Consider the following 23037-nt stretch of genomic DNA (forward strand, 5'->3'; position numbering starts at 1 on the left):
AAAAAGCCTGCCCGATTGCTCGGGCAGGCGCATTCGGTCGATGACCTTAGTGCTTATTCTTCTGCTGCGGCTTCTTCGGCAGCAGCACGGGCTTTGTCTGCGGCGCCTTTGGCATCAACATCGCGATCGACGAATTCGATGATCGCCATCGGAGCCATGTCACCATAGCGGAAGCCTGCTTTCAGGATACGGACATAACCGCCCTGACGCTCGGCATAGCGGGGGCCCAGAACTTCGAACAGCTTGGTGACATCTTTGTCTTCTTTCAGCTGTGCTGCGGCCTGACGGCGGGCGTGCAGGTCGCCGCGCTTGCCCAGGGTGACCAGCTTTTCGATGATCGGGCGCAGTTCTTTTGCCTTGGGCAGAGTTGTCTTGATCTGCTCATGTTCGATGAGCGAGCCAGCCATGTTTGCAAACAGAGCCTTGCGGTGCTCATGAGTACGGTTCAGGCGGCGGTAACCACGTGCGTGACGCATTTTTCAATTCCTTCTTTCGCGTTTTGCTTTGTCCGGCTTCCGATGCGTGTCAGAAGCTCACCTTGGGGCGGGATTGCCCGGATTGTACGTTTTGTACCGGCTTTCAGACCCCATTGGTCTGAAATGTACAAAACCTGCGACGGCAGGTTGGCCCCGCCGCCGCAGTCGAAGATGCTTAGAACGCGTCTTCGAATTTCTTTGCCAGATCTTCGATGTTGTCGGGCGGCCAGTCCTCGACATCCATGCCGAGGTGCAGACCCATGCCGGACAGCACTTCCTTGATCTCGTTCAGCGACTTGCGGCCGAAGTTCGGGGTGCGCAGCATCTCGGCTTCGGTCTTCTGGATCAGGTCGCCGATATAGACGATGTTGTCGTTCTTCAGGCAGTTTGCCGAACGGACCGACAGTTCCAGCTCGTCCACTTTCTTAAGCAGCAGCGGGTTGAACTCCAGACCATCATCTTCGTCCTGGCGACCAGCCGATTCCGGCTCGTCGAAGTTGACGAAGATCGACAGCTGATCCTGCAGGATGCGCGCGGCGTAGGCCAGTGCGTCATCGGGGGTGATCGAACCATCGGTGTCGATCTTCAGGGTCAGCTTGTCATAGTCCAGAACCTGGCCTTCGCGGGTCGGCTGAACGTCATAGGCGACTTTCTTGACCGGCGAATAGATCGCGTCGATCGGGATCAGACCGATGGGCGCATCTTCCGGCTTGTTCTTTTCAGCCGAAACGTAACCCTTCCCGGTGTTGACGGTCAGCTCCATGAACAGGTCGGCGCCGTCATCCAGGTGACAGATGACGTGATCGCGGTTCAGAACCTCGATACCTGCGCTTTCGCTGATGTCACCAGCCGTAACGATTGCCGGACCTTTGGCATTGATCGACAGGCGCTTGGGGCCTTCGACTTCCATGCGCAAGGAAACCTGCTTGAGGTTCAGGATGATGTCGGTGACGTCTTCACGCACACCCGCCACGCTCGAGAACTCGTGCAGGACGTTGTCGATCTGGACGCTGGTGATGGCCGCGCCTTGCAGCGAGCTCATCAAAACGCGACGCAGGGCGTTGCCCAGGGTCAGACCAAAACCACGTTCCAGCGGTTCGGCAACCAGGGTCGCCTGACGCGCAGGGTCGTTGCCCGGCTTGGCTTCCAGCTGGGTCGGCTTGATCAATTCTGCCCAATTCTTGTGGATCATGTAATCCCTCCATTCCTGCCCGCGCCCCATGACCAACAAGGTGCAGACGCCCGAGGTTCAAAATGACGTGCTGGGGCCGTGTAAAAACACAGCCCCAGCTTAATTCCAGATCGCTTAGACGCGACGACGCTTCGGCGGACGGCAGCCGTTGTGAGCAATCGGTGTCACGTCGCGGATCGACGTGATGTTGAAGCCCACGGCAGCCAGCGCACGCAGAGCCGATTCACGGCCCGAACCGGGGCCCTGAACTTCGACTTCCAGCGTCTTGACGCCATGTTCCTGCGCTTTCTTGCCTGCGTCTTCCGCAGCCATCTGCGCGGCATACGGGGTAGATTTCCGCGATCCTTTGAAGCCCATGGTACCGGCAGACGACCACGAGATGGCGTTGCCCTGTACGTCCGAGATCAGGATCTTGGTGTTGTTGAAGGTCGAGTTCACATGGGCAACGCCCGATGCGATGTTCTTGCGCTCTTTGCGCTTGATGCGAGTCTTGTCGCGTGCCATCGGTCAGACCCTCCCTTATTTCTTCTTACCGGCAATGGCCTTTGCGGGGCCTTTGCGGGTACGAGCGTTGGTGTGGGTACGCTGACCGCGAACCGGCAGGTTGCGGCGGTGACGCAGACCGCGATAGCAGCCCAGGTCCATCAGACGCTTGACGTTCATCTGAACTTCGCGACGCAGGTCACCTTCGACGGTGTAGTTGGCGTCGATATGTTCGCGGATGGCCAGAACTTCGGCATCCGACAGTTCATTGACGCGGCGGTGCGCTTCAATGCCCACGGCTTCGCAGATTGCGTTGGCCGAGGTGTTGCCGATACCGGTGATATATGTGAGGGCGATTGGAACCCGCTTTGCAGTCGGGATGTTTACGCCGGCAATACGTGCCACGTGTCACTTTCCTTTTTGTTGCGGTTCCGTAACTCCGGAACCTTTTTTCACAACACTTTACCGTGGCAGTGACGCCAGAGGGTCCAGTATTATTCGAGGTGGTCGGGGCAATTGGGACGAATCCCGCATGCGGTCTTGATTCCCTTTAGGGATGGGGGTCGATATGGGCTTTTGGCGCTGGCGTCAAGTCCGAAACGAGGACCGTCAATCTCGAAGGTAATTACAGAGAACTCAAAAGCCTAGATATCTCGAACTTTGGAGCAGTTAAGACCACTTATCAACGCTGATGTTTGACCCTGGATCGTGAGCGATGCTCAATCCCTTTCGTTGAAACTCATACTGAATAGCGAAAATCTGGTTTTGCAAAGCATCCCGCTTACGGCGGATATCCCACGTGATCAAAGCAGGTAAACCAAATACAGTGAAGAGGTAGAACAGAGAAACGCTGATATACTGCAAAATGTACTCTGCCAAGAACAGCCACAATGCAACGATGGGTAATCCAAGCAAAAACCATCGCTTCGTAGACTTTAAGAAAAGGCTGCGCCCCTCTTCCAAAAGATCTCTATAAAGATCAATCTTTGGCTCCAATTCAGGAGGCACAGCTGCGTTTCGATAAATCATACGAAGTCCCGGCGGACTAACCCAGTATCGCCTCGATCGACGCCGTCACTTCCTTGATATCCGCCAGCCCGTTCACGGGGCGCAGATCGCCCTTGGCGTAGTAATAGCCAATCAGCGGAGACGTCTTCTTGTAGTATTCCATCAGGCGCGTGCGCAGGCTGTCTTCGTTGTCATCGGCGCGGCGCTGGAAATCATTTTCCTTGCCGCAATTGGTGCATTTGCCATCTGCCGGGATCGGCTTGGTGTTGTCGTTATAGACCTCGCCACATCCGCCACAGGTTGAGCGTGCGGTGATCCGGCCCACCAGCGCGTCGTCATCAACGCGCATCTCGATCACGGTGTGCAGCGACTGGCCCAGCTTGGTCAGCAGAGCGGCCAGCGCATCGGCCTGCGCCAGCGTTCGGGGAAAGCCGTCAAAGATGAAACCGGCGCCTGTTTCGGTGGTCAGTTTCTCTTCGATCAGGCCGATCACGATTTCATCGGTGACCAGCTTGCCCGCATCCATGATCGCCGCAACCTTCCGGCCCATCTCCGTGCCCGAGGTTTTGGCTTCGCGCAGCATGTCGCCCGTGCTGAGCTGCACCATGCCGCGTGTTTCAACCAGATGACGCGCCTGCGTTCCTTTCCCTGCCCCCGGGGGGCCCAACAGAATGATATTCATCGACGAGAGGGTCCCTTCCTGCCGCGTTTCTTGCTTTTGCCGCGCAGTTGAGACTTTTCGATAAGCCCTTCGTATTGATGCGCCAGAAGATGGCTCTGAACCTGCTGGATCGTGTCCATGGTCACGGAGACGATAATCAGAACCGAGGTGCCACCGAAATAGAACGGGATGGCAAATTGGCCCCGCAGGATTTCAGGCAGCAGACAGACGGCAGCCAGATAGGCCGACCCCAGCACCAGTACGCGGTTGACCACGTATTCCAGATACTCGGCGGTTTTCTTGCCGGGGCGGATACCGGGCACGAACCCGTTCTGCTTTTTCAGGTTGTCCGCCACATCATCCGGCTTGAACGACACGTTGAACGTGTAGAAATACGCAAAGAACACGATCATCGACGCGAAGAACAGCAGATACAGCGGCTGTCCGGGGCCGAAATTGGCCAGCAGCCACGACATGACCGGCCCGTTTGCAGCGCCCGACGAGAAGGTCGAGATCGTCACCGGCAGCAGCAGCAGCGAGCTGGCAAAGATCGCCGGGATCACGCCCGCGGGGTTGACCTTGACCGGCAGGTGGCTGGAGCCGCCTTCGTAGATTTTCATCCCGGCCTGACGGCGTGGGTACTGGATATGGATCTTTCGCAGCGCCCGTTCCATGAAGACCACGAACATGATCACGGCGATCACCATTACGATCACACCAACGATCACGGCGGGGCTGATTGCGCCCGAACGGCCCGACGCGAAGAACTGCGCCAGGGCGGCGGGGACCTCGGCGATGATGCCGACGAAAATGATCAGAGAGATACCGTTGCCGATGCCGCGCGCGGTGATCTGCTCACCCAGCCACATCAGGAACATGGTGCCGCCGACCAGCGTGATCATGGTCGACATGCGGAAATACAGCCCCGGATCGGTCGCCAGATCGCCCGATTCCAGCGAAACAGCCAGACCATAGGCCTGAACGGTGGCCAGCGCCACGGTGCCGAAACGGGTGTATTGGTTGATCTTCTTGCGGCCCTGCTCGCCCTCTTTCTTGAGCTGTTCGAGCGCGGGAACCATCGATGTCAGCAGCTGCACGATGATCGAGGCCGAGATATAGGGCATGATGCCAAGGGCAAAGATGCCCATTCGGCCAAGCGCCCCGCCCGTAAACATCGAAACCATGCCGCCGATGCCCTGCCCCGCTTGTTCCATGAACTCGCGCAATGCTGCTCCGTCGATCCCCGGCACCGGAATGAAGGTGCCCAGGCGATAGACGATCAGCAAACCCAGCGTGAACAGGATGCGGTTGCGCAGATCGGTGGCCTTGCCAAGGGCAGCCCAGCTTGTGTTGGCTGCCATTTGTTCTGCTGCTGATACCATAAAGTCGGTCTCTCTTATGCAAACGCCGCCCGGAACCGTTTTCCGGCTCGGACGGCGTCTTGGAAAACTCTGAAGTCTATGTAAGCGGGTCTTTGCCCGCTCACAAGCGCTTACTCTGCCGCAGCGGCTTTTGTGACTTTCAGTGAACCGCCCGCTTTTTCAACTGCCTCGACGGCAGCTTTCGACGCACCGGTCACTTCCAGATTCACCTTGGCACTGATCTCGCCTTTGGCCAGAACGCGGATACCATCCAGCTTGCGGCGGACCAGACCGGACGCAACCAGAGCGTCTTCGGTGATCGCAGCCTTGGCGTCCAGCTTGCCGGCTTCGACGAATTTCTGGATCAGGCCCAGATTGATGACGGCGAATTCCTTGCGGTTGGGCTTGTTGAAGCCACGCTTGGGCAGACGCTGGTACAAGGGCATCTGACCGCCTTCATAGCCGTTAATGGCCACACCCGAGCGGGATTTCTGGCCTTTGATACCACGGCCACCCATTTTACCTTTGCCGGAACCCGGACCACGGCCAACGCGGGTGCGTTTTGGGGCGGCGCCAGGATTGTCGCGCAATTCGTTCAGTTTCATTTCGCTTCTCCTAAGCCGGATATGACCCCCGAAGCGTGATGGGCCAAACACGGCATTTCTTGGTTTTGATTCTCGCGGCCAAAAAGCCACCGCAGGCGTATAGGCCCGATGGCAGGGCTTGGCAAGACTGTAGATCGCCAGCCGCTTGTCATGACCGGCAAAAGCCCCGGGACCGGCCCCGCGGGTGAACCCAAAAGGACACCTTCACCGGGGTCTGACCGAAAATTGAGCACGAAATATGGCGATTTTGGCAAATATCGCTTGCCATGACCGGGCGGTAGTCTATCCGGATTGCCACAAACAAGAACTTGGCAGGCGCATGACTGAAACCACTCTCTCGACCCGGAAACAGCCTGGGGCTACCGCTGCACGTGACTGGGTAACAACGCTTGCCAAATATCGCGAACCCGACCAGCTGCGCAGCGCGTTTGAGCTGGGCGTCAGTATCATCCCCTTCTTCGCGCTCTGGGCTTTGTCCTGGATGTCGCTGTCGGTCAGCTATTGGCTTGCTTTTGCGATTTCCGTTCTCAACGCGGCCTTTCTGTTGCGCCTGTTTGCCATCCAGCACGATTGCGGGCACGGCGCGTTCTTCAAGAACCGGACGGTCAGTGACTGGGTTGGACGCTCGATCGGAGTTCTGACGCTGACACCTTATGATGTCTGGCGCCGCACGCATTCCACACATCACAACAGTTCCGGCAATCTGGGCAAACGCGGGATGGGCGATATCCACACCCTGACCGTGGCCGAATATCAGGCGAAAACCCCGATGAACCGGTTCTGGTATCGTGTGTATCGAAACCCGATCACCCTGTTCGTTTTTGGCCCCGGATATCTGTTCCTGTTTCAAAACCGCCTTCCGCTGGGTCTGACCGACAGCGTCCGGTTCTGGGTCAGCGCGATGGCCACCAATCTTGCCATTCTGGTTGCGCTTGTGGCCATTTACTATTTTGGCGGGCTGATGCCGATGGTGCTGATCTTCCTGCCCTCGACCCTGATTGCCGCCACCGCCGGGGTATGGCTGTTCTATGTGCAACACCAGTTCGAGGACACGCATTGGGACGCCGATGAAGACTGGCAGTTGCACGAAGCGGCGCTGCACGGAAGCTCTCATTATATATTGCCGTCCGTGTTGCAGTGGTTCACCGCCAATATCGGCATCCACCACGTGCATCACCTGTACAGCCGCATTCCATTCTATCGCCTGACCGAAGTGCTGCGCGACCATGATGAGCTGGCAAACAGCAACCGGATGACCATCCGCGAGAGCCTCGCCAACGCGCGCCTGCACCTTTGGGATGAGCAAAGCCGCCGACTGCTGTCATTCGCCGAGGCCCGCGCGCTTTACGGGTGAGGGGTAGGCTCTGCCGCCAGCTGGGCCGTCGGAACGACATCAAGAAATCCTATGTGACCCTGGAAAAGGGCAACTCCATCGACGTGTCCGCCGGTCTCTGATCGAACCCGTCTTTGGAAAGAGGTAATGGCCCTCGCGAAAGCAGGGTTTTTTTGAAAGTTGTGCGACCTAAATTACATACAGGCACATCATGTTGGGTGGATAAAGTGACGCAGGACAATATAATGCTATATTAACTTGTTTCGGCTCTGTTTTACGTGCTAAAATTGCTCTGCAAATGTCTAACGTTTGCAAATGGAGGGTATTTTGAAAGATAATTTTCACGCTCCCAAGGCACTGGGTGCTTCCAAAGCTGGTGTCGAAAAATATGCTGAGGACTTGGCCAAAAAGATTGGATTCGGCCCCGGGGATAGCATTGAGGAGCTTGTTCAGAAAAGTGGCGGCAAGCTTGTCGTTGGCACAAGTGGGTTTGGCGATGAAGACAGTGGTTCGATCGTCGCGCGCGCAGTCAATGATTTTGAGATATATGTCTCCCGCCATACTTCTTTGAAGCGAGATCGCTTTACGATTGCGCACGAGCTGGGTCACCTTCTGCTGCATTTTGGTGCAATAAAGAAAGTCGACGAAAACGCGGTTATGCGTGCAACTCGTTATGTGGATCAAAGTGACCAAGACCAGCAAAGGGCTGAATGGGAGGCAAACTGGTTTGCTGCCGCGTTCTTAATGCCTTCGGAAGAGTTTGCCGCGGCATATCGCGAAGGCGGAGCTTCAAATGCTGCGTTAGTATGCGGGGTCAGTCTGCATGCCGCAAAAATTCGAGCGGATAACCTTAAGATTTCTTAATCGAGAAAATTGATGGAAGAACTATCTGTTCCCGACTATCGGGTTCGCATATTTTTGTCTGTTGATCTGACTGGATCCACAGCTTTTAAGTCAAAAAACAATAGTTTCCGTTGGCTCAAGGCGTTCCAGCTTTTCTACGATCAATTTCCAAATTTGTATTCTGAGCACTTTGCAAAAGTTTGCGGTGATATTGAAGGTATAGGACCGGAAGAGAAAGCGAATTTGCCTAAAATTTGGAAGACAATCGGGGACGAAATTTTGTTCGTAAACCGAGTTGAGAGCGTTACCCATCTAGGCGCATATGTGACTGCCTTTTCTCAAACTCTGCATGCTTTTGGTGAAAAAGTTGCGGCCTATGAGGGCCTAAACACTAAGGGAAACGGTTGGATTGCAGCGTTTCCCAGCCCCAACTGTAGTATTGGTATCGGAAAAGGAGGTTCCGAAGACCCTTATGCTGGGTTGAATGAACTCAGAACCGAAGAGTTCGAAAGAGCGGTTGATAAAGATCCCGCGAGTTTCGACTTCTTGGGCAAAGGTATAGATGGCGGTTTTCGAATATCGCGCAACTCGACCGTCAACACTTTTACCATCTCCCCGGCACTTGCCTTCCTGCTAGCAAAGGCAAAAGGGAATCCAGACGCTACCGGTTTTGATGCGGACTTCAGGTTTCATGAGACGCAGTCGTTCAAAGGTGTTCTGAATGGTGAACCTTATCCGATCATATCAATTAATACAGTTCGAAATCCCGACGAGCGAGAACTTCAAAAGCTGGAAGCGGACCTACTAAGGCGGCCAGCTGTTGTCGAAGATTGCAAGGTTTTAAAGGACTACCTGGAGAAATTTATCAAACTCAACAGAATCGAGATGCCAGTTCTGAAGCTGACTCATGCCGAAGGGGAGCAACCAAAACCTACTCATTACAATGACTATGTGAAAGAGTGGGAAGCGGAGCGAGAAAAAAGTGTTAGTGACGACGCTTCCTTTTCGAAAGACGGCAACTCAGATCTAGACAAAGATATTCCTTCAGTGGACAGCACAATTGAGAACTTGGATGGTCGGGAATAAATACTTCCACCCCTATAGACACCCACCGCCAACACTGCTAAACGCTCCCAATCTTGCGGCCTCGGATTCGTTCCGGGGCCTTAGATATTTTGCAACCGGGGACCTTCGGGGCCCTATACCTTTGGCACCTACGGGGGCCTATCACATAGCGGGGGACCTCCCCTGCACTTGCTAAACGGAAGACAGAAAGCATGGCACTCAAGTCGTACAAGCCGACGACGCCGGGCCAGCGCGGGCTGGTGCTGATCGACCGTTCGGAGCTTTGGAAAGGACGTCCGGTCAAGTCTCTCACAGAGGGTTTGACCAAATCGGGCGGCCGGAACAACACCGGACGGATCACTTCACGCCGCCGCGGCGGTGGCGCAAAGCGTCTCTACCGGATCGTTGACTTCAAACGGAACAAATTTGATGTCGCGGCAACCGTCGAGCGGATCGAATATGACCCGAACCGGACCGCGTTCATCGCACTGGTAAAATACGAAGACGGCGAGCAGGCGTATATCCTGGCTCCGCAGCGTCTGGCTGTTGGTGACAAGGTCATCGCGTCGGCAAAGGCCGATATCAAGCCGGGCAACGCAATGCCGTTCTCTGGCATGCCCATCGGTACCATCGTCCACAACATCGAGATGAAGCCTGGCAAAGGCGGTCAGATCGCACGTGCGGCCGGTACTTACGCGCAATTCGTGGGCCGCGATGGCGGTTACGCTCAGATCCGTCTGAGCTCGGGCGAGCTGCGCATGGTCCGTCAGGAATGCATGGCCACCATCGGTGCCGTGTCCAACCCCGACAACAGCAACCAGAACCTCGGTAAAGCCGGTCGTGTGCGCCACAAGGGCGTGCGTCCGTCGGTTCGTGGTGTTGCTATGAACCCGATCGATCACCCGCATGGTGGTGGTGAGGGTCGTACCTCGGGTGGCCGTACGCCGGTTACGCCGTGGGGTAAGGACACCAAGGGTAAGCGTACCCGCAACAAGAACAAAGCGTCCCAGAAGCTGATCATCCGCTCGCGGCACGCCAAGAAGAAGGGACGTTAATCCATGTCTCGCTCTGTTTGGAAGGGTCCTTTCGTCGATGCTTACGTGCTGAAAAAAGCCGAAGCAGCGCGCGAGTCGGGCCGCAACGAAGTCATCAAGATCTGGTCGCGTCGTTCCACCATTCTGCCCCAGTTCGTGGGTCTGACCTTTGGTGTGTACAACGGCCAGAAGCATATCCCGGTAAACGTCTCGGAAGACATGATCGGTCAGAAGTTCGGTGAATACTCGCCGACCCGGACCTATTATGGCCACGCCGCAGACAAAAAAGCGAAGCGGAAGTAAGTCATGGGCAAGGAAAAGAACCCCCGCCGCGTGGCTGAAAACGAAGCAATGGCGAAAACGCGCATGCTTCGCACCAGCCCGCAGAAACTGAACCTGGTAGCAGCTATGATCCGCGGCAAGAAAGTCGAGAAGGCCCTGACCGACCTGACTTTCTCGAACAAGCGCGTCGCGCAGGACGTCAAGAAGTGCCTGCAGTCCGCAATCGCGAATGCCGAAAACAACCACAACCTGGACGTTGACGAGCTGATCGTCGCCGAAGCCTGGGTTGGCAAGAACCTGGTCATGAAGCGCGGTCGCCCGCGTGCCCGTGGCCGTTTCGGCAAGATCATGAAGCCGTTCTCGGAGATCACCATCAAGGTGCGTCAAGTTGAGGAGCAAGCCTAATGGGACATAAAGTCAATCCGATCGGCATGCGCCTTCAGGTCAACCGCACCTGGGACAGCCGCTGGTACGCAGATACCAAGGACTACGGTGATCTTCTTCTGGAAGACCTCAAGATCCGTGAGTTCATTCAGAAAGAGTGCAAGCAGGCCGGTGTTGCCCGTGTGATCATCGAACGTCCGCACAAGAAGTGCCGCGTTACGATCCACACCGCACGTCCGGGTGTCATCATCGGCAAGAAAGGTGCAGACATCGAAGTTCTGCGCAAGAAGCTGGCCGCGATGACCGACAGCGAACTGCACCTGAACATCGTCGAAGTGCGCAAGCCCGAGCTTGACGGTCAGCTGGTTGCCGAGTCGATCGCTCAGCAGCTGGAACGCCGTGTTTCGTTCCGCCGCGCGATGAAGCGTGCCGTACAGAACGCCATGCGCATGGGCGCCCTGGGTATCCGGGTGAACGTCGCTGGCCGTCTGGGTGGTGCCGAAATCGCACGGACCGAATGGTACCGCGAAGGCCGTGTGCCGCTGCACACGCTGCGCGCCGACATCGATTACGCACATGCCGAAGCGATGACCCCCTACGGGATCATCGGGATCAAGGTCTGGATCTTCAAAGGGGAGATCATGGAGCACGATCCGCAGGCACGTGACCGTAAAGCACAGGAACTCCAGGACGGCCCTGCACCTCGTGGTGCTGGTGGCGGTCGTCGCTAAGGAGGGAAAGATATGCTTCAACCAAAGCGTACAAAATTCCGCAAGTTGCACAAAGGCCGGATCAAGGGCGAAGCCAAGGGCGGCTCTGATCTGAACTTTGGCACCTACGGCCTGAAAGCGATCGAGCCTGAGCGTGTAACCGCACGCCAGATCGAAGCTGCACGTCGTGCCATGACGCGTCACATGAAGCGTCAGGGCCGTGTCTGGATCCGCATCTTCCCCGACACTCCGGTCACTGCAAAGCCGATCGAAGTTCGTATGGGTAAAGGTAAGGGTTCGGTCGACCGCTGGGTTTGCAAGGTCAAGCCCGGTCGCGTGATGTTCGAGATCGACGGCGTCAATGACGACATCGCCCGCGAGGCCCTGCGCCTGGCTGCGATGAAGCTGCCGATCAAGACCCGCGTCGTGGTTCGCGAAGACTGGTAAGCGATCCGGGGGCACCCCCGCTCGTGACAAGATTGACCCCCGTCGGAACACCGGCGGGGGTTTTTCCATAGGGGGCTCTGCCCCCGTCGCGCGTGCCGCGCGCCTCCCCCGGGATATTTTGGGCCAGATGAAGCAGGGGATCCGTTCTTCATCTGGCCGCAAATATCCCGGAGCGCGAGGCAGAGCCTCGCAAAACAGCCATCGCTTTCGCCACGCGGCTGGGTTAAGACGGCGCCATGCCACAGATTGAATCACTCTTCGTCACCCGCCTCTATCGTGCCTCTTTGTCCGAGTTTGGTCCCCCGATCGATGCGGAGGAGTTGGAAAGCTCGTGCCTTGTCATCGCCGAGGATGACGAGGCCGGTCAGGACTGGTGCGAAGAAAACGGCTATCCCGGTTACACCAGCTATGCCTCGCTGACCGACCTGCCCTGGCGGTTTCCGATATTCGCCGATCTGGTCAAGGCGCTGGACAGCCATGTGGCGGCTTTTGCCAAGGATCTGGAGTTTGATCTGGGCGAGGGCAAGCTGAAGCTGGAAGACCTGTGGATCAACATCCTGCCCGAAGGCGGCATGCATTCCAGCCACCTGCACCCGCACAGTGTGATTTCCGGCACCACCTATGTGGCGATGCCAGAAGGCGCGAGCGCGCTGAAACTGGAAGACCCCCGTTCGGGCCGCATGATGGCCGCGCCGACACGGCTGAAAGGCGGGCGACGCGATTTGCAGCCCTTCATCTATATGAAGCCGCAGGTGGGCGATGTCCTGCTATGGGAAAGCTGGCTGCGCCACGAGGTGCCGATGAACATGTCCGAGGATGAGCGGATCAGTGTCAGCTTTAATTACAAATGGGAGTGAGGCCATTGGTGTTGGCACCAATCAGCTTTGCCTCAATTTGTTAGAGAGAATATCCAAACCAACTACAGCTTTCCTCGAAACTGATTGATTTTTCGGGATTACCATCTTCTTTGGGTTGTGTTTTGCTTCCGTTGAGGGCACCTACTACTTCCACAAAAACTTGAGGATACGCTGACAAATGCCCAAGGCCGCAGTCTACTATATTTTGGCAGTTCTTCTGGTTTGGGCCTTGGCCCTGATCTATTTTTTGTTGGTCAGCAAACCGGCTTATTTAGGTGAGATCTTACGCCTTTCGGCATTGGCACCAATTTTTCTGGGTCGGGTAGCGCGAATTCAACTTATGCAATTGTGCGAGATTGAAAAGAAGTCGCTTTGGGGCTTCCAGTTGCCCGCTGTCGCAGCAGTTTGCCTTTTGGCATTCTGCTTCGAAGCAGCTGTTAGTTACAACCTTAACCAGCGTGCCGGATTGCCGGTGAGTTTCTTGGACGTGATTGGCGCGCCCATGGATCAACGCTACTTCATTCCCGTGTTTGGAAGTGTTAGTTTTTGGTTTGGCGCGACAGCGGCTGCGCTGATCGCGGCTTTTGTTACCATTCCATTTGGATTGGAGTATCGCCCGCGCCGTGGCGGCGGCGATAATGATGCGAAAATTCAAGGCTGAAACTTCCTCTTGCCACCCACCCCCCAAACCCCTATAGAGCGGCATCTTGCGGTCTCCCGGCGTTGTCGGGCGATTCGTATGTCTATCATTCATCCACCAGGTCAAAGGTGACCCGAGTACGGGGCCTTCTGGTGTTTTGAGCAAAGGAAAAAGGCGATGAACGCCCAAGAACTGCGTGACAAGACCCCTGATCAGCTCCGCGAGGAACTGGTCAACCTGAAGAAAGAAAGCTTTAACCTGCGCTTTCAACAGGCAACCGGTCAGCTGGAAAACACTGCTGGCATCAAAGCGGCCCGCCGCAACGCTGCCCGCGTCAAAACCATCCTGAACGAAAAGGCCGCTGCCGCGGCATCCGAGGAGTAATCAGATGCCCAAGCGTATCCTGCAAGGCACCGTGACCAGCGACGCCAACGAACAGACCATCACCGTACTGGTCGAGCGCCGTTTCAAGCACCCGCTGCTGCACAAAACCGTTCGTAAGTCCAAGAAATACCGGGCTCATGACGAAAAGAACGCCTTCAAGGTCGGCGACTCCGTACGCATCATCGAATGCGCGCCGAAATCGAAGACGAAACGTTGGGAAGTTCTGGAAGCGTAAGCTTCCGGGATTTTCATTTGTCGAAACCCTGGGGGATTTAATCAGACCAGCCCCCACAGGTCGGGAGAAACCACATGATCCAGATGCAGACCAATCTGGATGTCGCTGACAACTCTGGCGCACGCCGAGTTCAGTGCATCAAGGTCCTGGGTGGTTCCAAGCGTAAATACGCCTCCGTTGGCGACATCATTGTCGTCTCGGTGAAGGAAGCCATCCCGCGCGGCCGCGTAAAGAAAGGTGACGTCCGCAAGGCCGTCGTCGTACGCACCGCCAAAGAAGTCCGTCGCGAAGACGGCACCGCGATCCGTTTCGATCGCAACGCCGCCGTCATCCTGAACAACAACAACGAGCCCGTAGGTACCCGTATCTTTGGCCCCGTTGTTCGTGAACTGCGCGCGAAGAACTTCATGAAAATCATCTCGCTGGCTCCGGAGGTGCTGTAATCATGGCTGCTAAACTCCGCAAAGGCGACAAGGTCGTCGTGCTGTCCGGCAAGGACAAGGGCAAAGAGGGAACTATCACCTCGGTTGACCCCAAAGCCGGTAAAGCTGTTGTCGATGGTATCAACATCGCCATCCGCCACACCCGCCAGTCGCAAACCTCGCAAGGTGGTCGCCTGCCTCAGGCAAACCCGATCGAGCTGTCGAACCTGGCACTGCTGGATAAGAACGGCAAAGCAACCCGCGTTGGCTTCCGTATGGAAGGTGACAAGAAGGTGCGGTTTGCCAAGACCACAGGGGACGTGATCGATGCTTGATAACGCAACCTACACCCCGCGCCTGAAAGCGCAGTACGCCGAGACCATCCGTGCCGCTCTGAAAGAAGAGTTCGGCTACAAGAACGACATGCAGCTGCCCAAGCTGGAAAAAATCGTTCTGAACATCGGTTGTGGTGCTGAGGCTGTCAAAGACTCGAAGAAAGCGAAAGCTGCTGTCGAGGATCTGACTGCGATTGCCGGTCAACAGGCCGTTGCAACCAAGGCGAAGAAATCGATCGCGGGTTTCCGCGTCCGGGAAGACATGCCGCTGGGTGCGAAAGTGACCCTGCGCGGTGACCGGATGTACGAATTCCTGGATCGTCTGATCACGATCGCGATGCCGCGTATTCGTGACTTCCGCGGTGTTAAGCCCTCTTTCGACGGTCGTGGCAACTTTGCCATGGGCATGAAAGAGCACATCGTGTTCCCGGAAATCGACTTCGACAAGGTCGACGAGGTCTGGGGCCTGGATATCGTAATTGCCACCACAGCGAAAACCGACGCTGAAGCAAAGGCACTGTTGAAAGCATTCAACATGCCGTTCAACGCGTAAGCGCCGGGAGGATTGAGACATGGCTAAAAAAGCAATGATCGAACGCGAGAAGAAGCGCGAACGCCTGGTGGCCAAATATGCCGCAAAGCGTGCCGAGCTGAAAGAAATCGCGAATGACGAGAGCAAGCCGATGGAAGAGCGTTTCAAAGCGCGTCTGAAACTGGCGAAACTGCCGCGCAACAGCTCGGCTACCCGTCTGCACAACCGTTGTCAGCTGACCGGTCGTCCCCACGCTTACTACCGTAAGCTGAAGGTCAGCCGTATCATGCTGCGCGAGCTGGGTTCTGCTGGTCAGATCCCCGGCATGGTGAAATCGAGCTGGTAAGGGAGACATAGATATGAATGATCCTATCGGCGATATGCTCACCCGTATCCGCAACGCGCAAATGCGCGGCAAGTCCACCGTTTCCACTCCGGCGTCGAAGCTGCGTGTTTGGGTTCTGGACGTGCTGGCGGACGAAGGTTACATCCGTGGCTATGAAAAGACGACCGGTGAAAACGGTCATCCGGCCATCGAAATCAGCCTGAAATACTACGAAGGCACCCCTGTCATTCGCGAACTGAAGCGGGTTTCGAAACCCGGTCGCCGCGTATACATGGGCGTCAATGACATCCCACAGGTCCGTCAGGGTCTGGGCGTGTCGATTGTCAGCACTCCGAAAGGTGTGATGTCGGACGCAAACGCTCGCTCCAACAATGTTGGCGGCGAAGTGCTCTGCACCGTCTTCTAAGGAGGTCTGCAATGTCTCGTATTGGTAAAAAACCGGTCGAGCTGCCCAGCGGCGTTACCGCCTCTGTGTCGGGTCAGACCATCGAAGTCAAAGGTCCGAAAGGCACCCGCAGCTTCACCGCCACCGACGACGTGACGCTGTCGGTTGAAGACAACGTGGTCAAGATCGACCCTCGCGGCATGTCCAAGCGTGCCCGCCAGCAGTGGGGCATGAGCCGCACCATGGTTGCCAACCTGGTAACTGGTGTGACCGAAGGCTTCAAAAAAGAGCTGGAGATCCAGGGTGTGGGTTACCGGGCGCAGATGCAGGGCAACACCCTCAAGCTGAACCTGGGCTATAGCCACGATGTAGATTTCACAGCTCCGGAAGGTGTCACCATCACCGCACCGAAGCAGACCGAGATCGTTGTGGAAGGTATCGACCAGCAGCTGGTGGGCGAAACCGCGGCCAAAATCCGCGAGTGGCGCCGCCCCGAGCCGTACAAAGGCAAGGGCATCCGCTATAAGGGCGAGTTCATCTTCCGCAAGGAAGGCAAGAAGAAGTAAGGACGCAGACAATGGCAAACAGCAAAAGAACCCTGTTTCTGAAGCGCCGCCTGCGCGTTCGGAACAAACTTCGCAAGGTCAACGCGGGTCGTCCGCGCCTGTCCGTACACCGTTCGAACAAGAACATCTCTGTTCAGCTGATCGACGACGTACGTGGCGTGACCCTGGCCTCGGCCTCGACCCTGGAAAAAGATCTGGGTGTTGTTGGCAAGAACAACGTCGAAGCGGCGACGAAAGTCGGCGCGGCCATCGCCGAGCGTGCCAAGAAGGCAGGCGTCGAAGAGGCCTATTTCGATCGTGGCGGCTTCCTGTTCCACGGCAAAGTGAAGGCTGTCGCCGACGCTGCGCGTGAAGGTGGCCTGAAGATCTGATGGTGTGCCGGGCTGAAGCCCGGCCTACCGGAAACGACGCCGTAGGCCGGGCTTCAGCCCGGCACCGGCACTTTGAAGGCGGGTCCGCCCGCCTCGATGATCGGGGAGCCCCGGAATGTCATTCGCGGGTTCACTTCGATTGAGTAATTGGCGCCGCAAGCGCCTCTAGAGGAAAAGGGATGCCAAATGGCAGAACGTGAAAACCGTCGGGGCCGTGGCCGCGACCGTGAAGAAACACCGGAATTTGCAGATCGCCTGGTCGCAATCAACCGCGTGTCGAAAACCGTAAAAGGTGGTAAGCGCTTTGGCTTCGCCGCTCTGGTGGTTGTCGGCGATCAGAAAGGCCGCGTCGGCTTTGGCAAGGGTAAAGCGAAAGAAGTACCTGAAGCCATCCGCAAGGCGACTGAGCAAGCCAAGCGTCAGATGATCCGCGTACAGCTGCGCGAAGGTCGGACCCTGCACCACGACATCGAAGGCCGTCACGGCGCCGGTAAAGTGGTTATGCGCGCTGCGCCTGAAGGTACCGGTATCATCGCCGGTGGTCCGATGCGTGCCGTGTTCGAAATGCTGGGCGTCAAGGACGTTGTCTCCAAGTCGCTGGGCTCGCAGAACCCCTACAACATGATCCGCGCCACCATCGACGGCCTGCAGAAAGAGCAGAGCCCGCGTTCGGTTGCCGCACGTCGTGGCAAAAAGGTTGCTGACATCCTGCCCAAGCGGGACGAAGCACCGGCTGCTGCTGAAGCAGAAGCATAAGGAGAGCACGTCATGGCAAAAACCATCGTCGTCAAACAGGTCGGTTCGCCGATCCGTCGCCCCGCCGAACAGCGCGCAACCCTGATCGGCCTGGGCCTGAACAAGATGCACAGAACCCGTGAGCTGGAGGATACTCCTTCGGTGCGCGGTATGATCCGCAAGATCCCGCATCTGGTAGAGATCATCGAAGAACGCGGCTAAGCCCGCAGCTTCGAAGACTTAGAAACGCCTCCGACCTCGGTCGGGGGCGTTTTTTGTTTAATGGCTTGCATGCCGGTGCCGTGAACTGATCCTCCGTCAATTCACCTTGAGCGCATGCCGCCTATGACTCGACGCATATAGTTCATGAATTGTGCGCGCTCAGGGTCATTCAAGACCTGTAATGCATCAGCATTCACGTTCTGAGCTGCCTCGTAGGCGCTGTTGCGAAGTGCTGCGGCCTTCTCGGTCAACCAAATCAATTGAGCCCTGGCGTCAGCAGGGTTCTTCGTTCTTTTGATCAAGCCATCACGTTCCATACGGTTGAGCGTGTTGGCCAATGTCGCCTGTTCGACGTCAATTTTGGTCAGCAGATCCTTTTGCGTCACACCGTCTTTGAGCCAGAGTTCCAGCAAGATTGGGAATTGCCCGACGACGATGCCAAAGGGCGCAATGCGTTGCTGCAACTCCTTTGCGAACAATCGTGCCATGTGGTTAACCAGATACCCGGCCGAGTTTTCTTTTTCGAAGTCCATGTCCTGGATTTACACTTGAATAGCATGCTATGCAATTTTATATAGCTTGCTATATTTCAGAATCGAAGGGAACCGAAATGGCTCGTATCAAAGAGTTGGACACGATCGTCACGCTGGCAGATCAGATGCAGACCGAGGAAGGACCGGTGGTGCTGATCAACCTGTTTACGGTGGACGCCGAAGACGAAAAGGCGCTGCTTCGGGCATGGGCGCATGATGCGGATTTCATGAAATCACAACCGGGATATATCTCGACCCAGCTCCATCAGGGTATCGCGGGCAGTTCGACCTTTGTGAACTACGCGATCTGGCAGAACGTGCAAAGCTTTCGCGACGCATTCACTCATCCCGAGTTCCAGCGTCGGATCGCGGACTATCCAGCAAGCGCAGTGGCCCGGCCACATCTTCTTCGGAAGCTCGCAGTCGAAAACCACTGCGTCGCCTGACCCTCATTTGGGAGTAGCAACATGTTAAGAACCATCCACCCCATCGCCGGAGTAGTAGGCTTTCTTACGATCCTCGTATTCTGGACATCCACTTTGTACAGTGAGTTATTTGCAAACCATGAGACCGTCGCGGCAGTAAAGTCCATGATCGTCAGCGGGCTCTTTGTTCTGGTGCCTGCAATGGTGATTGTCGGTGCATCCGGGGCGACACTTGGGCGTCGTCGAAAAGATGCCCCTGCGCTCGCCAAAAAGAAACGGATGCCAATCATTGCTATGAACGGGCTCATCGTCCTTGTTCCAGCCGCCGTCTACCTGAGCGCAAAGGCAAACGCGGGCTCGTTTGATACCAGCTTCTATATTGTACAGATCATCGAACTGATTGCCGGGGCGACCAATCTGACACTGATGGGGCTGAGCATACGTGATGGTCGGGCGATGGCCGCCCGCAATAAAACGCGCAAAAGAAATGAAAGCGGCGTGTGATTGACGTGGCCCACGACATGTATAGCCATTCAACAGATGCATATCGGCTAGACCAAAATCTGCGTTGTTAGCGATAGCAAACGCTCCTATCTCTGCCTTGTCCAATGAAGGAACTCAAAAGGAAACGTCAGGGAATACGCCCTGATACGAGAAAGGAATACAGAGATGACAACTGCGACACTGACCCATACCGGCTTCAACTTCGGCACCCGGATCGCTGACATGATCACACGGATCAAAACAGCCCGCGCACGTGCTGCTGAGTATCAGCGCACCTATACCGAGTTGCAGCGCCTGAGCAACCGTGAGCTGGACGATATCGGCATCCGCCGCTGCGACATCGCAGATATCGCGCACCGGCACGTATATTGCTCGTAACCACTCACACAATTGAAACGACCCAAAGGCGCCTTAGGGCGCCTTTTCTATAACCGTTGCAGCTCTGCCCCGCGTGCAGGCCGCTCAGAGGCCGCCAGAGGGTGCGATGGCTGTTGATGCGGCCCCAATGTGCTGTTGACGCCAGAATCCCCCTGAGCGGCCACTGGAGGGCGTGTGACCGCCCTGCCCTGTCGCGCAAACCCAAAGCTTTGACGCCTGAAACGAAATCGGCCCCGGAGGAGTGATCCAACGGGGCCGAAAAATGTCGCTGTAAGCGTTGGATCAGAGACCGGTGCTTACGTCGATTGTGTTACCCTCTTCCAGGGTCACATATGCTTTCTTGACGTCTTTCCGACGGCCCAACTGGCCGCGGAAGCGCTTGACCTTGCCTTTGGTCACGGTGGTGTTCACCGCCTTGACCTTCACACCAAACAGTGCCTCAACGGCCTCTTTGATCTGCGGCTTGTTGCTTTCGATCGCCACTTCAAAGACAACCGCGCCATTTTCGGACGCCATGGTCGACTTTTCGGTGATGATCGGCTTGCGGATCACGTCGTAGTGTTCTGCCTTCGCGCTCATTTCAGACGAGCCTCCAGTGCTTCGACAGCCGCTTTGGTGAGCACCAGGGTGTCACGCTTGAGGATGTCATAAACGTTTGCACCCATCGACGGCAGGATATCCAGACCTTCGATGTTGCGCGACGCCTTCAGGAACCCTTCGTTCACGGTCGCGCCGTCGATGACCAGAGCGCGTTTCCAGCCCAGGTTTGCAACCTGTTTGGCCAGTGCGGCGGTCTTGCCTTCGGCTTCGGCGTTCTCGATCACAACCAGTTCACCTGCTTTGGCTTTAGCCGACAGAGCGTGGCGCAGGCCAAGCTTGCGGAACTTCTTCGGCAGGTCGTGACCGTGCGAACGTGGGGTCGGGCCCTTGTAGATACCACCCTTGCGGAAGATCGGCGCGTTACGGTCACCATGGCGTGCGCCACCGGTGCCCTTCTGGCGATAGATCTTCTTGGTCGAGTAGCTGGTTTCCGAGCGGGTCTTGACCTTGTGGGTGCCGGCCTGCGCGTTGTTGCGCTGCCAACGGACCACACGGTGCAGGATGTCCGCGCGCGGCTCGAGGCCGAACAGGTCTGCATCCAGCTCGATGTCGCCGGCCTTGCCGCCGTCCAGTTTGATTACATCAAGTTTCATGCTTCACCACCTTCCGCGGATACTTCTTCCGCAGGTGCTTCGGTTGCAGCCGATTTCACAGCAGCCGGGAAAGGCAGGCCTTCCGGTGCTTTCTTCTTCACGGCGTCCTTGACGGTAACCCAGCCCGATTTCGGTCCGGGAACGGCGCCTTTGATGAAGACCAGACCACGGTCGGCGTCGGTTTTGACAACCTCGAGGTTCTGGGTGGTAACACGGGCAGCACCCATGTGACCGGCCATCTTCTTGCCTTTGAACACCTTGCCCGGGTCCTGACACTGACCGGTCGAACCGTGCGAACGGTGGCTGATCGACACACCGTGCGAGGCGCGCAGACCACCGAAGTTGTGGCGCTTCATCGCACCGGCAAAGCCTTTACCGATCGAGGTGCCCGACACGTCAACCTTCTGACCAGCCAGGAAGTGTTCTGCCGAGATTTCGGCGCCCACTTCGATCAGGCCATCTTCGGAGACGCGGAACTCGGCCAGCTTGCGCTTGGGCTCGACCTTGGCAGCGGCGTAGTGGCCGCGCATGGCCTTCGAGGTGCGTTTTGCCTTGGCAGCACCAGCGCCCAGCTGAACGGCGGTGTAGCCGTCTTTTTCAGCGGTCCGCTGTGCAACAACCTGCAGGTTGTCCAGGTGAAGAACAGTCACAGGAATCTGCTTGCCGTCTTCCATGAACAGGCGGGTCATGCCAACTTTTTTTGCGATAATACCAGAGCGCATAATCTATACCCTCCGATCTTACGACTGCAGCTTGATCTCGACGTCCACACCAGCAGCCAGGTCGAGCTTCATCAGCGCGTCCACGGTCTGGGGGGTCGGATCAACGATGTCGAGCAGACGCTTGTGCGTGCGGATCTCGAACTGGTCGCGGGATTTCTTGTCAACGTGAGGGCCACGGAGAACCGTGAACTTCTCGATCTTGTTCGGCAGCGGGATCGGGCCGCGCACATTCGCGCCGGTCCGCTTGGCAGTGTTGACGATCTCTTGCGTGCTGGCATCCAGAACGCGATAGTCAAATGCCTTCAGCCGAATACGGATATTTTGGCTTTGCATAATAACAGCCTTTTATCAGGCGTTGGGGTTGAGAGGAGGACAGACGCGCATCGCCAACCCTCATCGAACCCAAAAGGCGGGAATCACCCCGCCTTGACGTTCTTGTTGAGAACTCGCGCGTATTAGTGGGGTTGGCGGGATTTGGCAAGGCCTATTTGATTGGACTTTCACCTGAAGTATGCTTCTAAACTTACTCTTCGGCGATGAGGCCTTCTGCAAGCGCATTCGCGAGACCTTCAGCCACTCTCCAACACCGAAACAGCTCTTCATGCAACTCTTCTAAGTCAGCGACCATATCGTCCCGACCCTCCTCGGACTGAATCTTGAAGTTGTGGCGCTCAAAGAACCCATGAAAAAGTTTGTTTCTCGCGACTAAGCCTCGTTTGAACTGACTTATGATTAGATCGTCTTTAAAGCGCAGTTCATGTTTTAGCATCTCTAAGACTCTGCCCAACGTGCTGGATTCAATAATTTCTAAAGCCTTTGCAGCCGCCTTCGGGTCCTGTTCGTTGTACCAATTGTTGTTATGTCCCTTACTAGCCAACACAACGGTGCCGAGTGCGACTTCGAAGAGCTGCGCCGCTTCTGCAGTAATTCCGAACTTTGCATAGAGCTGATCTCTGGTCGCCATACGAAAACCTATTTCAAGTTCAGAAACAAATAAAACAAGAAAAAAAGCCGCCCCTTTGTGGAGCGGCCCTTGTTTGTTCACCGATGTGCCGGGCTGAAGCCCGGCCTACGGATTATTCTACGATCTTCGACACAACGCCGGCGCCGACGGTGCGGCCGCCTTCGCGGATCGCAAAGCGCAGGCCGTTTTCCATCGCGATCGGTGCGATCAGTTCAACGCCGAACGACACGTTGTCGCCGGGCATGACCATCTCGGTGCCTTCCGCCAGGGTCACGGTGCCGGTCACGTCAGTCGTACGGAAGTAGAACTGCGGACGGTAGTTCGCGAAGAACGGGGTGTGACGGCCGCCTTCTTCCTTGGTCAGGATATAGGCTTCGGCTTCGAACTTGGTGTGCGGTGTCACC

The 23037-nt window shown here is 56.5% G+C and carries 39 protein-coding genes and 1 pseudogene; 25 read left to right on the forward strand and 15 right to left on the reverse strand.

Annotated elements, in window-relative coordinates; all coding sequences use genetic code 11:
• Window positions 1–53: 53 nt before the first annotated feature.
• The 8 genes from rplQ to rplO form a co-directional block, all read right to left on the reverse strand.
• Window positions 54–476, reverse strand: coding sequence for a 50S ribosomal protein L17 (gene rplQ, locus ACR0AP_RS18490; RefSeq protein ID WP_480508513.1), 423 nt, complete (start codon window positions 474–476; stop codon window positions 54–56).
• A gap of 175 nt (window positions 477–651) precedes the next feature.
• On the reverse strand, window positions 652–1668 hold the full coding sequence (locus ACR0AP_RS18495) for a DNA-directed RNA polymerase subunit alpha (protein WP_209598874.1): 1017 nt from the start codon (window positions 1666–1668) through the stop codon (window positions 652–654).
• A gap of 114 nt (window positions 1669–1782) precedes the next feature.
• On the reverse strand, window positions 1783–2172 hold the full coding sequence (gene rpsK / locus ACR0AP_RS18500) for a 30S ribosomal protein S11 (protein WP_170462414.1): 390 nt from the start codon (window positions 2170–2172) through the stop codon (window positions 1783–1785).
• A gap of 15 nt (window positions 2173–2187) precedes the next feature.
• Window positions 2188–2556 carry a 30S ribosomal protein S13 gene (gene rpsM, locus ACR0AP_RS18505; RefSeq protein WP_209505862.1) on the reverse strand — a complete coding sequence of 123 codons (369 nt, stop codon included), beginning with the start codon at window positions 2554–2556 and terminating at the stop codon, window positions 2188–2190.
• A 264-nt stretch (window positions 2557–2820) separates the two neighbouring features.
• Entirely contained in the window at window positions 2821–3180 is a 360-nt protein-coding gene (locus tag ACR0AP_RS18510; protein ID WP_480508515.1) for a hypothetical protein, read from the reverse strand.
• A gap of 16 nt (window positions 3181–3196) precedes the next feature.
• Window positions 3197–3841: an adenylate kinase gene (locus ACR0AP_RS18515; protein WP_209505861.1), complete on the reverse strand. Its 645-nt coding sequence runs from the start codon at window positions 3839–3841 to the stop codon at window positions 3197–3199.
• A complete protein-coding gene (gene secY, locus ACR0AP_RS18520) occupies window positions 3838–5202 on the reverse strand; it encodes a preprotein translocase subunit SecY (RefSeq protein ID WP_480508517.1) in 1365 nt (454 codons plus the stop codon). The genes ACR0AP_RS18515 and secY overlap by 4 nt, the downstream gene beginning before the upstream one ends.
• Before the next feature lie 110 nt (window positions 5203–5312).
• Window positions 5313–5786 carry a 50S ribosomal protein L15 gene (gene rplO / locus ACR0AP_RS18525; RefSeq protein WP_480508519.1) on the reverse strand — a complete coding sequence of 158 codons (474 nt, stop codon included), beginning with the start codon at window positions 5784–5786 and terminating at the stop codon, window positions 5313–5315.
• Between the two features lie 319 nt (window positions 5787–6105).
• On the opposite strand from rplO, the gene ACR0AP_RS18530 reads away from it, so the two are divergent.
• From ACR0AP_RS18530 to rpmD, 22 genes and pseudogenes are all read left to right on the forward strand, one after another.
• A complete protein-coding gene (locus ACR0AP_RS18530; RefSeq protein WP_480508542.1) occupies window positions 6106–7140 on the forward strand; it encodes a fatty acid desaturase in 1035 nt (344 codons plus the stop codon).
• Window positions 7141–7157: 17 nt separating this feature from the next.
• A pseudogene (locus ACR0AP_RS18535) lies at window positions 7158–7241 on the forward strand (50S ribosomal protein L23); the annotation flags it as partial.
• Between the two features lie 205 nt (window positions 7242–7446).
• On the forward strand, window positions 7447–7983 hold the full coding sequence (locus ACR0AP_RS18540; RefSeq protein ID WP_480508521.1) for an ImmA/IrrE family metallo-endopeptidase: 537 nt from the start codon (window positions 7447–7449) through the stop codon (window positions 7981–7983).
• 12 nt (window positions 7984–7995) lie between these two features.
• Window positions 7996–9048 (forward strand): hypothetical protein, encoded by a 1053-nt coding sequence (locus ACR0AP_RS18545; RefSeq protein WP_480508523.1) that lies wholly within the window; start codon window positions 7996–7998, stop codon window positions 9046–9048.
• Window positions 9049–9239: 191 nt separating this feature from the next.
• The gene (rplB, locus tag ACR0AP_RS18550) at window positions 9240–10082 is read left to right on the forward strand and encodes a 50S ribosomal protein L2 (RefSeq protein WP_480508525.1); all 843 of its coding nucleotides are present in this window, start codon (window positions 9240–9242) and stop codon (window positions 10080–10082) included.
• 3 nt (window positions 10083–10085) lie between these two features.
• Window positions 10086–10364: a 30S ribosomal protein S19 gene (gene rpsS / locus ACR0AP_RS18555; protein ID WP_005980699.1), complete on the forward strand. Its 279-nt coding sequence runs from the start codon at window positions 10086–10088 to the stop codon at window positions 10362–10364.
• 3 nt (window positions 10365–10367) lie between these two features.
• Window positions 10368–10748, forward strand: coding sequence for a 50S ribosomal protein L22 (rplV, locus tag ACR0AP_RS18560; RefSeq protein ID WP_209505855.1), 381 nt, complete (start codon window positions 10368–10370; stop codon window positions 10746–10748).
• Window positions 10748–11458, forward strand: a complete 711-nt coding sequence (rpsC, locus tag ACR0AP_RS18565; protein ID WP_209505853.1) for a 30S ribosomal protein S3 — start codon at window positions 10748–10750, stop codon at window positions 11456–11458. The genes rplV and rpsC overlap by 1 nt, the downstream gene beginning before the upstream one ends.
• 12 nt (window positions 11459–11470) lie before the next feature.
• A complete protein-coding gene (rplP, locus tag ACR0AP_RS18570; protein WP_267364819.1) occupies window positions 11471–11884 on the forward strand; it encodes a 50S ribosomal protein L16 in 414 nt (137 codons plus the stop codon).
• A 236-nt stretch (window positions 11885–12120) separates the two neighbouring features.
• Window positions 12121–12741, forward strand: coding sequence for a 2OG-Fe(II) oxygenase family protein (locus ACR0AP_RS18575; RefSeq protein ID WP_480508527.1), 621 nt, complete (start codon window positions 12121–12123; stop codon window positions 12739–12741).
• Window positions 12742–12919: 178 nt separating this feature from the next.
• A complete protein-coding gene (locus ACR0AP_RS18580; protein ID WP_480508529.1) occupies window positions 12920–13402 on the forward strand; it encodes a hypothetical protein in 483 nt (160 codons plus the stop codon).
• Window positions 13403–13558: 156 nt separating this feature from the next.
• A complete protein-coding gene (gene rpmC, locus ACR0AP_RS18585; RefSeq protein WP_209505847.1) occupies window positions 13559–13765 on the forward strand; it encodes a 50S ribosomal protein L29 in 207 nt (68 codons plus the stop codon).
• Window positions 13766–13769: 4 nt separating this feature from the next.
• On the forward strand, window positions 13770–14000 hold the full coding sequence (rpsQ, locus tag ACR0AP_RS18590) for a 30S ribosomal protein S17 (protein WP_209505845.1): 231 nt from the start codon (window positions 13770–13772) through the stop codon (window positions 13998–14000).
• Window positions 14001–14074: 74 nt separating this feature from the next.
• Entirely contained in the window at window positions 14075–14443 is a 369-nt protein-coding gene (gene rplN, locus ACR0AP_RS18595) for a 50S ribosomal protein L14 (RefSeq protein ID WP_005621870.1), read from the forward strand.
• 2 nt (window positions 14444–14445) lie between these two features.
• On the forward strand, window positions 14446–14757 hold the full coding sequence (rplX, locus tag ACR0AP_RS18600) for a 50S ribosomal protein L24 (protein ID WP_480474055.1): 312 nt from the start codon (window positions 14446–14448) through the stop codon (window positions 14755–14757).
• On the forward strand, window positions 14750–15310 hold the full coding sequence (gene rplE, locus ACR0AP_RS18605) for a 50S ribosomal protein L5 (RefSeq protein ID WP_209505843.1): 561 nt from the start codon (window positions 14750–14752) through the stop codon (window positions 15308–15310). The genes rplX and rplE overlap by 8 nt, the downstream gene beginning before the upstream one ends.
• A gap of 19 nt (window positions 15311–15329) precedes the next feature.
• Window positions 15330–15635, forward strand: a complete 306-nt coding sequence (gene rpsN, locus ACR0AP_RS18610; protein ID WP_142639784.1) for a 30S ribosomal protein S14 — start codon at window positions 15330–15332, stop codon at window positions 15633–15635.
• A gap of 13 nt (window positions 15636–15648) precedes the next feature.
• Window positions 15649–16041: a 30S ribosomal protein S8 gene (rpsH, locus tag ACR0AP_RS18615; RefSeq protein ID WP_209505841.1), complete on the forward strand. Its 393-nt coding sequence runs from the start codon at window positions 15649–15651 to the stop codon at window positions 16039–16041.
• Between the two features lie 11 nt (window positions 16042–16052).
• Window positions 16053–16586 (forward strand): 50S ribosomal protein L6, encoded by a 534-nt coding sequence (gene rplF, locus ACR0AP_RS18620; RefSeq protein ID WP_039523384.1) that lies wholly within the window; start codon window positions 16053–16055, stop codon window positions 16584–16586.
• An 11-nt stretch (window positions 16587–16597) separates the two neighbouring features.
• On the forward strand, window positions 16598–16957 hold the full coding sequence (gene rplR / locus ACR0AP_RS18625) for a 50S ribosomal protein L18 (RefSeq protein ID WP_010437103.1): 360 nt from the start codon (window positions 16598–16600) through the stop codon (window positions 16955–16957).
• Between the two features lie 186 nt (window positions 16958–17143).
• Window positions 17144–17713, forward strand: a complete 570-nt coding sequence (gene rpsE / locus ACR0AP_RS18630; protein WP_480474056.1) for a 30S ribosomal protein S5 — start codon at window positions 17144–17146, stop codon at window positions 17711–17713.
• A 12-nt stretch (window positions 17714–17725) separates the two neighbouring features.
• Complete coding sequence (gene rpmD / locus ACR0AP_RS18635) at window positions 17726–17914, forward strand: 50S ribosomal protein L30 (protein WP_267364815.1); 189 nt, start codon at window positions 17726–17728, stop codon at window positions 17912–17914.
• Between the two features lie 101 nt (window positions 17915–18015).
• On the opposite strand, the gene ACR0AP_RS18640 is transcribed toward rpmD, so the two are convergent.
• Window positions 18016–18447 (reverse strand): MarR family winged helix-turn-helix transcriptional regulator, encoded by a 432-nt coding sequence (locus ACR0AP_RS18640; RefSeq protein ID WP_267364814.1) that lies wholly within the window; start codon window positions 18445–18447, stop codon window positions 18016–18018.
• Window positions 18448–18524: 77 nt separating this feature from the next.
• Between ACR0AP_RS18640 and ACR0AP_RS18645 the strand changes: the two genes are divergently transcribed.
• The 3 genes from ACR0AP_RS18645 (at window position 18525) to ACR0AP_RS18655 (ending at window position 19754) form a co-directional block, all read left to right on the forward strand.
• Window positions 18525–18893, forward strand: a complete 369-nt coding sequence (locus tag ACR0AP_RS18645) for an antibiotic biosynthesis monooxygenase family protein (RefSeq protein WP_171638091.1) — start codon at window positions 18525–18527, stop codon at window positions 18891–18893.
• Between the two features lie 21 nt (window positions 18894–18914).
• Window positions 18915–19376: a hypothetical protein gene (locus ACR0AP_RS18650; protein ID WP_480484780.1), complete on the forward strand. Its 462-nt coding sequence runs from the start codon at window positions 18915–18917 to the stop codon at window positions 19374–19376.
• Window positions 19377–19541: 165 nt separating this feature from the next.
• Window positions 19542–19754 (forward strand): DUF1127 domain-containing protein, encoded by a 213-nt coding sequence (locus ACR0AP_RS18655; RefSeq protein WP_209505835.1) that lies wholly within the window; start codon window positions 19542–19544, stop codon window positions 19752–19754.
• A gap of 282 nt (window positions 19755–20036) precedes the next feature.
• On the opposite strand, the gene ACR0AP_RS18660 is transcribed toward ACR0AP_RS18655, so the two are convergent.
• The 6 genes from ACR0AP_RS18660 to ACR0AP_RS18685 form a co-directional block, all read right to left on the reverse strand.
• Window positions 20037–20333 (reverse strand): 50S ribosomal protein L23, encoded by a 297-nt coding sequence (locus ACR0AP_RS18660; RefSeq protein WP_170609990.1) that lies wholly within the window; start codon window positions 20331–20333, stop codon window positions 20037–20039.
• A complete protein-coding gene (gene rplD, locus ACR0AP_RS18665; RefSeq protein ID WP_171638100.1) occupies window positions 20330–20947 on the reverse strand; it encodes a 50S ribosomal protein L4 in 618 nt (205 codons plus the stop codon). Before rplD ends, ACR0AP_RS18660 begins: the two co-directional genes overlap by 4 nt.
• Complete coding sequence (gene rplC / locus ACR0AP_RS18670; protein WP_171638102.1) at window positions 20944–21669, reverse strand: 50S ribosomal protein L3; 726 nt, start codon at window positions 21667–21669, stop codon at window positions 20944–20946. Before rplC ends, rplD begins: the two co-directional genes overlap by 4 nt.
• An 18-nt stretch (window positions 21670–21687) precedes the next feature.
• Window positions 21688–22002: a 30S ribosomal protein S10 gene (gene rpsJ / locus ACR0AP_RS18675; RefSeq protein WP_008756422.1), complete on the reverse strand. Its 315-nt coding sequence runs from the start codon at window positions 22000–22002 to the stop codon at window positions 21688–21690.
• Window positions 22003–22192: 190 nt separating this feature from the next.
• Window positions 22193–22714 (reverse strand): hypothetical protein, encoded by a 522-nt coding sequence (locus ACR0AP_RS18680; RefSeq protein WP_480508532.1) that lies wholly within the window; start codon window positions 22712–22714, stop codon window positions 22193–22195.
• A 31-nt stretch (window positions 22715–22745) separates the two neighbouring features.
• The coding region (locus ACR0AP_RS18685) for an EF-Tu C-terminal domain-related protein (protein WP_480507129.1) at window positions 22746–23037 on the reverse strand (292 nt) is incomplete at its 5' end.

The sequence above is a fragment of the Ruegeria sp. AF7 genome, from assembly GCF_056541885.1.

Bases quoted from the DNA above. Each gene is read 5' to 3' on its own strand.
- ACR0AP_RS18650 (WP_480484780.1), top strand. From the start codon at position 18,915: ATGTTAAGAACCATCCACCCCATCGCCGGAGTAGTAGGCTTTCTTACG.
- rpsC (WP_209505853.1), top strand. From the start codon at position 10,748: ATGGGACATAAAGTCAATCCGATCGGCATGCGCCTTCAGGTCAACCGC.
- rplV (WP_209505855.1), top strand. From the start codon at position 10,368: ATGGGCAAGGAAAAGAACCCCCGCCGCGTGGCTGAAAACGAAGCAATG.
- ACR0AP_RS18580 (WP_480508529.1), top strand. From the start codon at position 12,920: ATGCCCAAGGCCGCAGTCTACTATATTTTGGCAGTTCTTCTGGTTTGG.
- rplE (WP_209505843.1), top strand. From the start codon at position 14,750: ATGCTTGATAACGCAACCTACACCCCGCGCCTGAAAGCGCAGTACGCC.
- rplB (WP_480508525.1), top strand. From the start codon at position 9,240: ATGGCACTCAAGTCGTACAAGCCGACGACGCCGGGCCAGCGCGGGCTG.
- ACR0AP_RS18660 (WP_170609990.1), bottom strand. From the start codon at position 20,333: ATGAGCGCGAAGGCAGAACACTACGACGTGATCCGCAAGCCGATCATC.
- ACR0AP_RS18545 (WP_480508523.1), top strand. From the start codon at position 7,996: ATGGAAGAACTATCTGTTCCCGACTATCGGGTTCGCATATTTTTGTCT.
- ACR0AP_RS18640 (WP_267364814.1), bottom strand. From the start codon at position 18,447: ATGGACTTCGAAAAAGAAAACTCGGCCGGGTATCTGGTTAACCACATG.
- rplP (WP_267364819.1), top strand. From the start codon at position 11,471: ATGCTTCAACCAAAGCGTACAAAATTCCGCAAGTTGCACAAAGGCCGG.
- rplF (WP_039523384.1), top strand. From the start codon at position 16,053: ATGTCTCGTATTGGTAAAAAACCGGTCGAGCTGCCCAGCGGCGTTACC.
- rpmD (WP_267364815.1), top strand. From the start codon at position 17,726: ATGGCAAAAACCATCGTCGTCAAACAGGTCGGTTCGCCGATCCGTCGC.
- rplD (WP_171638100.1), bottom strand. From the start codon at position 20,947: ATGAAACTTGATGTAATCAAACTGGACGGCGGCAAGGCCGGCGACATC.
- ACR0AP_RS18575 (WP_480508527.1), top strand. From the start codon at position 12,121: ATGCCACAGATTGAATCACTCTTCGTCACCCGCCTCTATCGTGCCTCT.
- rplN (WP_005621870.1), top strand. From the start codon at position 14,075: ATGATCCAGATGCAGACCAATCTGGATGTCGCTGACAACTCTGGCGCA.
- ACR0AP_RS18515 (WP_209505861.1), bottom strand. From the start codon at position 3,841: ATGAATATCATTCTGTTGGGCCCCCCGGGGGCAGGGAAAGGAACGCAG.
- rpmC (WP_209505847.1), top strand. From the start codon at position 13,559: ATGAACGCCCAAGAACTGCGTGACAAGACCCCTGATCAGCTCCGCGAG.
- rplX (WP_480474055.1), top strand. From the start codon at position 14,446: ATGGCTGCTAAACTCCGCAAAGGCGACAAGGTCGTCGTGCTGTCCGGC.
- rpsN (WP_142639784.1), top strand. From the start codon at position 15,330: ATGGCTAAAAAAGCAATGATCGAACGCGAGAAGAAGCGCGAACGCCTG.
- ACR0AP_RS18510 (WP_480508515.1), bottom strand. From the start codon at position 3,180: ATGATTTATCGAAACGCAGCTGTGCCTCCTGAATTGGAGCCAAAGATT.
- rpsK (WP_170462414.1), bottom strand. From the start codon at position 2,172: ATGGCACGCGACAAGACTCGCATCAAGCGCAAAGAGCGCAAGAACATC.
- ACR0AP_RS18655 (WP_209505835.1), top strand. From the start codon at position 19,542: ATGACAACTGCGACACTGACCCATACCGGCTTCAACTTCGGCACCCGG.
- ACR0AP_RS18495 (WP_209598874.1), bottom strand. From the start codon at position 1,668: ATGATCCACAAGAATTGGGCAGAATTGATCAAGCCGACCCAGCTGGAA.
- rpsH (WP_209505841.1), top strand. From the start codon at position 15,649: ATGAATGATCCTATCGGCGATATGCTCACCCGTATCCGCAACGCGCAA.
- rpsJ (WP_008756422.1), bottom strand. From the start codon at position 22,002: ATGCAAAGCCAAAATATCCGTATTCGGCTGAAGGCATTTGACTATCGC.
- secY (WP_480508517.1), bottom strand. From the start codon at position 5,202: ATGGTATCAGCAGCAGAACAAATGGCAGCCAACACAAGCTGGGCTGCC.
- rplO (WP_480508519.1), bottom strand. From the start codon at position 5,786: ATGAAACTGAACGAATTGCGCGACAATCCTGGCGCCGCCCCAAAACGC.
- rplC (WP_171638102.1), bottom strand. From the start codon at position 21,669: ATGCGCTCTGGTATTATCGCAAAAAAAGTTGGCATGACCCGCCTGTTC.
- rplR (WP_010437103.1), top strand. From the start codon at position 16,598: ATGGCAAACAGCAAAAGAACCCTGTTTCTGAAGCGCCGCCTGCGCGTT.
- ACR0AP_RS18645 (WP_171638091.1), top strand. From the start codon at position 18,525: ATGGCTCGTATCAAAGAGTTGGACACGATCGTCACGCTGGCAGATCAG.
- ACR0AP_RS18530 (WP_480508542.1), top strand. From the start codon at position 6,106: ATGACTGAAACCACTCTCTCGACCCGGAAACAGCCTGGGGCTACCGCT.
- rpsE (WP_480474056.1), top strand. From the start codon at position 17,144: ATGGCAGAACGTGAAAACCGTCGGGGCCGTGGCCGCGACCGTGAAGAA.
- rplQ (WP_480508513.1), bottom strand. From the start codon at position 476: ATGCGTCACGCACGTGGTTACCGCCGCCTGAACCGTACTCATGAGCAC.
- rpsQ (WP_209505845.1), top strand. From the start codon at position 13,770: ATGCCCAAGCGTATCCTGCAAGGCACCGTGACCAGCGACGCCAACGAA.
- rpsS (WP_005980699.1), top strand. From the start codon at position 10,086: ATGTCTCGCTCTGTTTGGAAGGGTCCTTTCGTCGATGCTTACGTGCTG.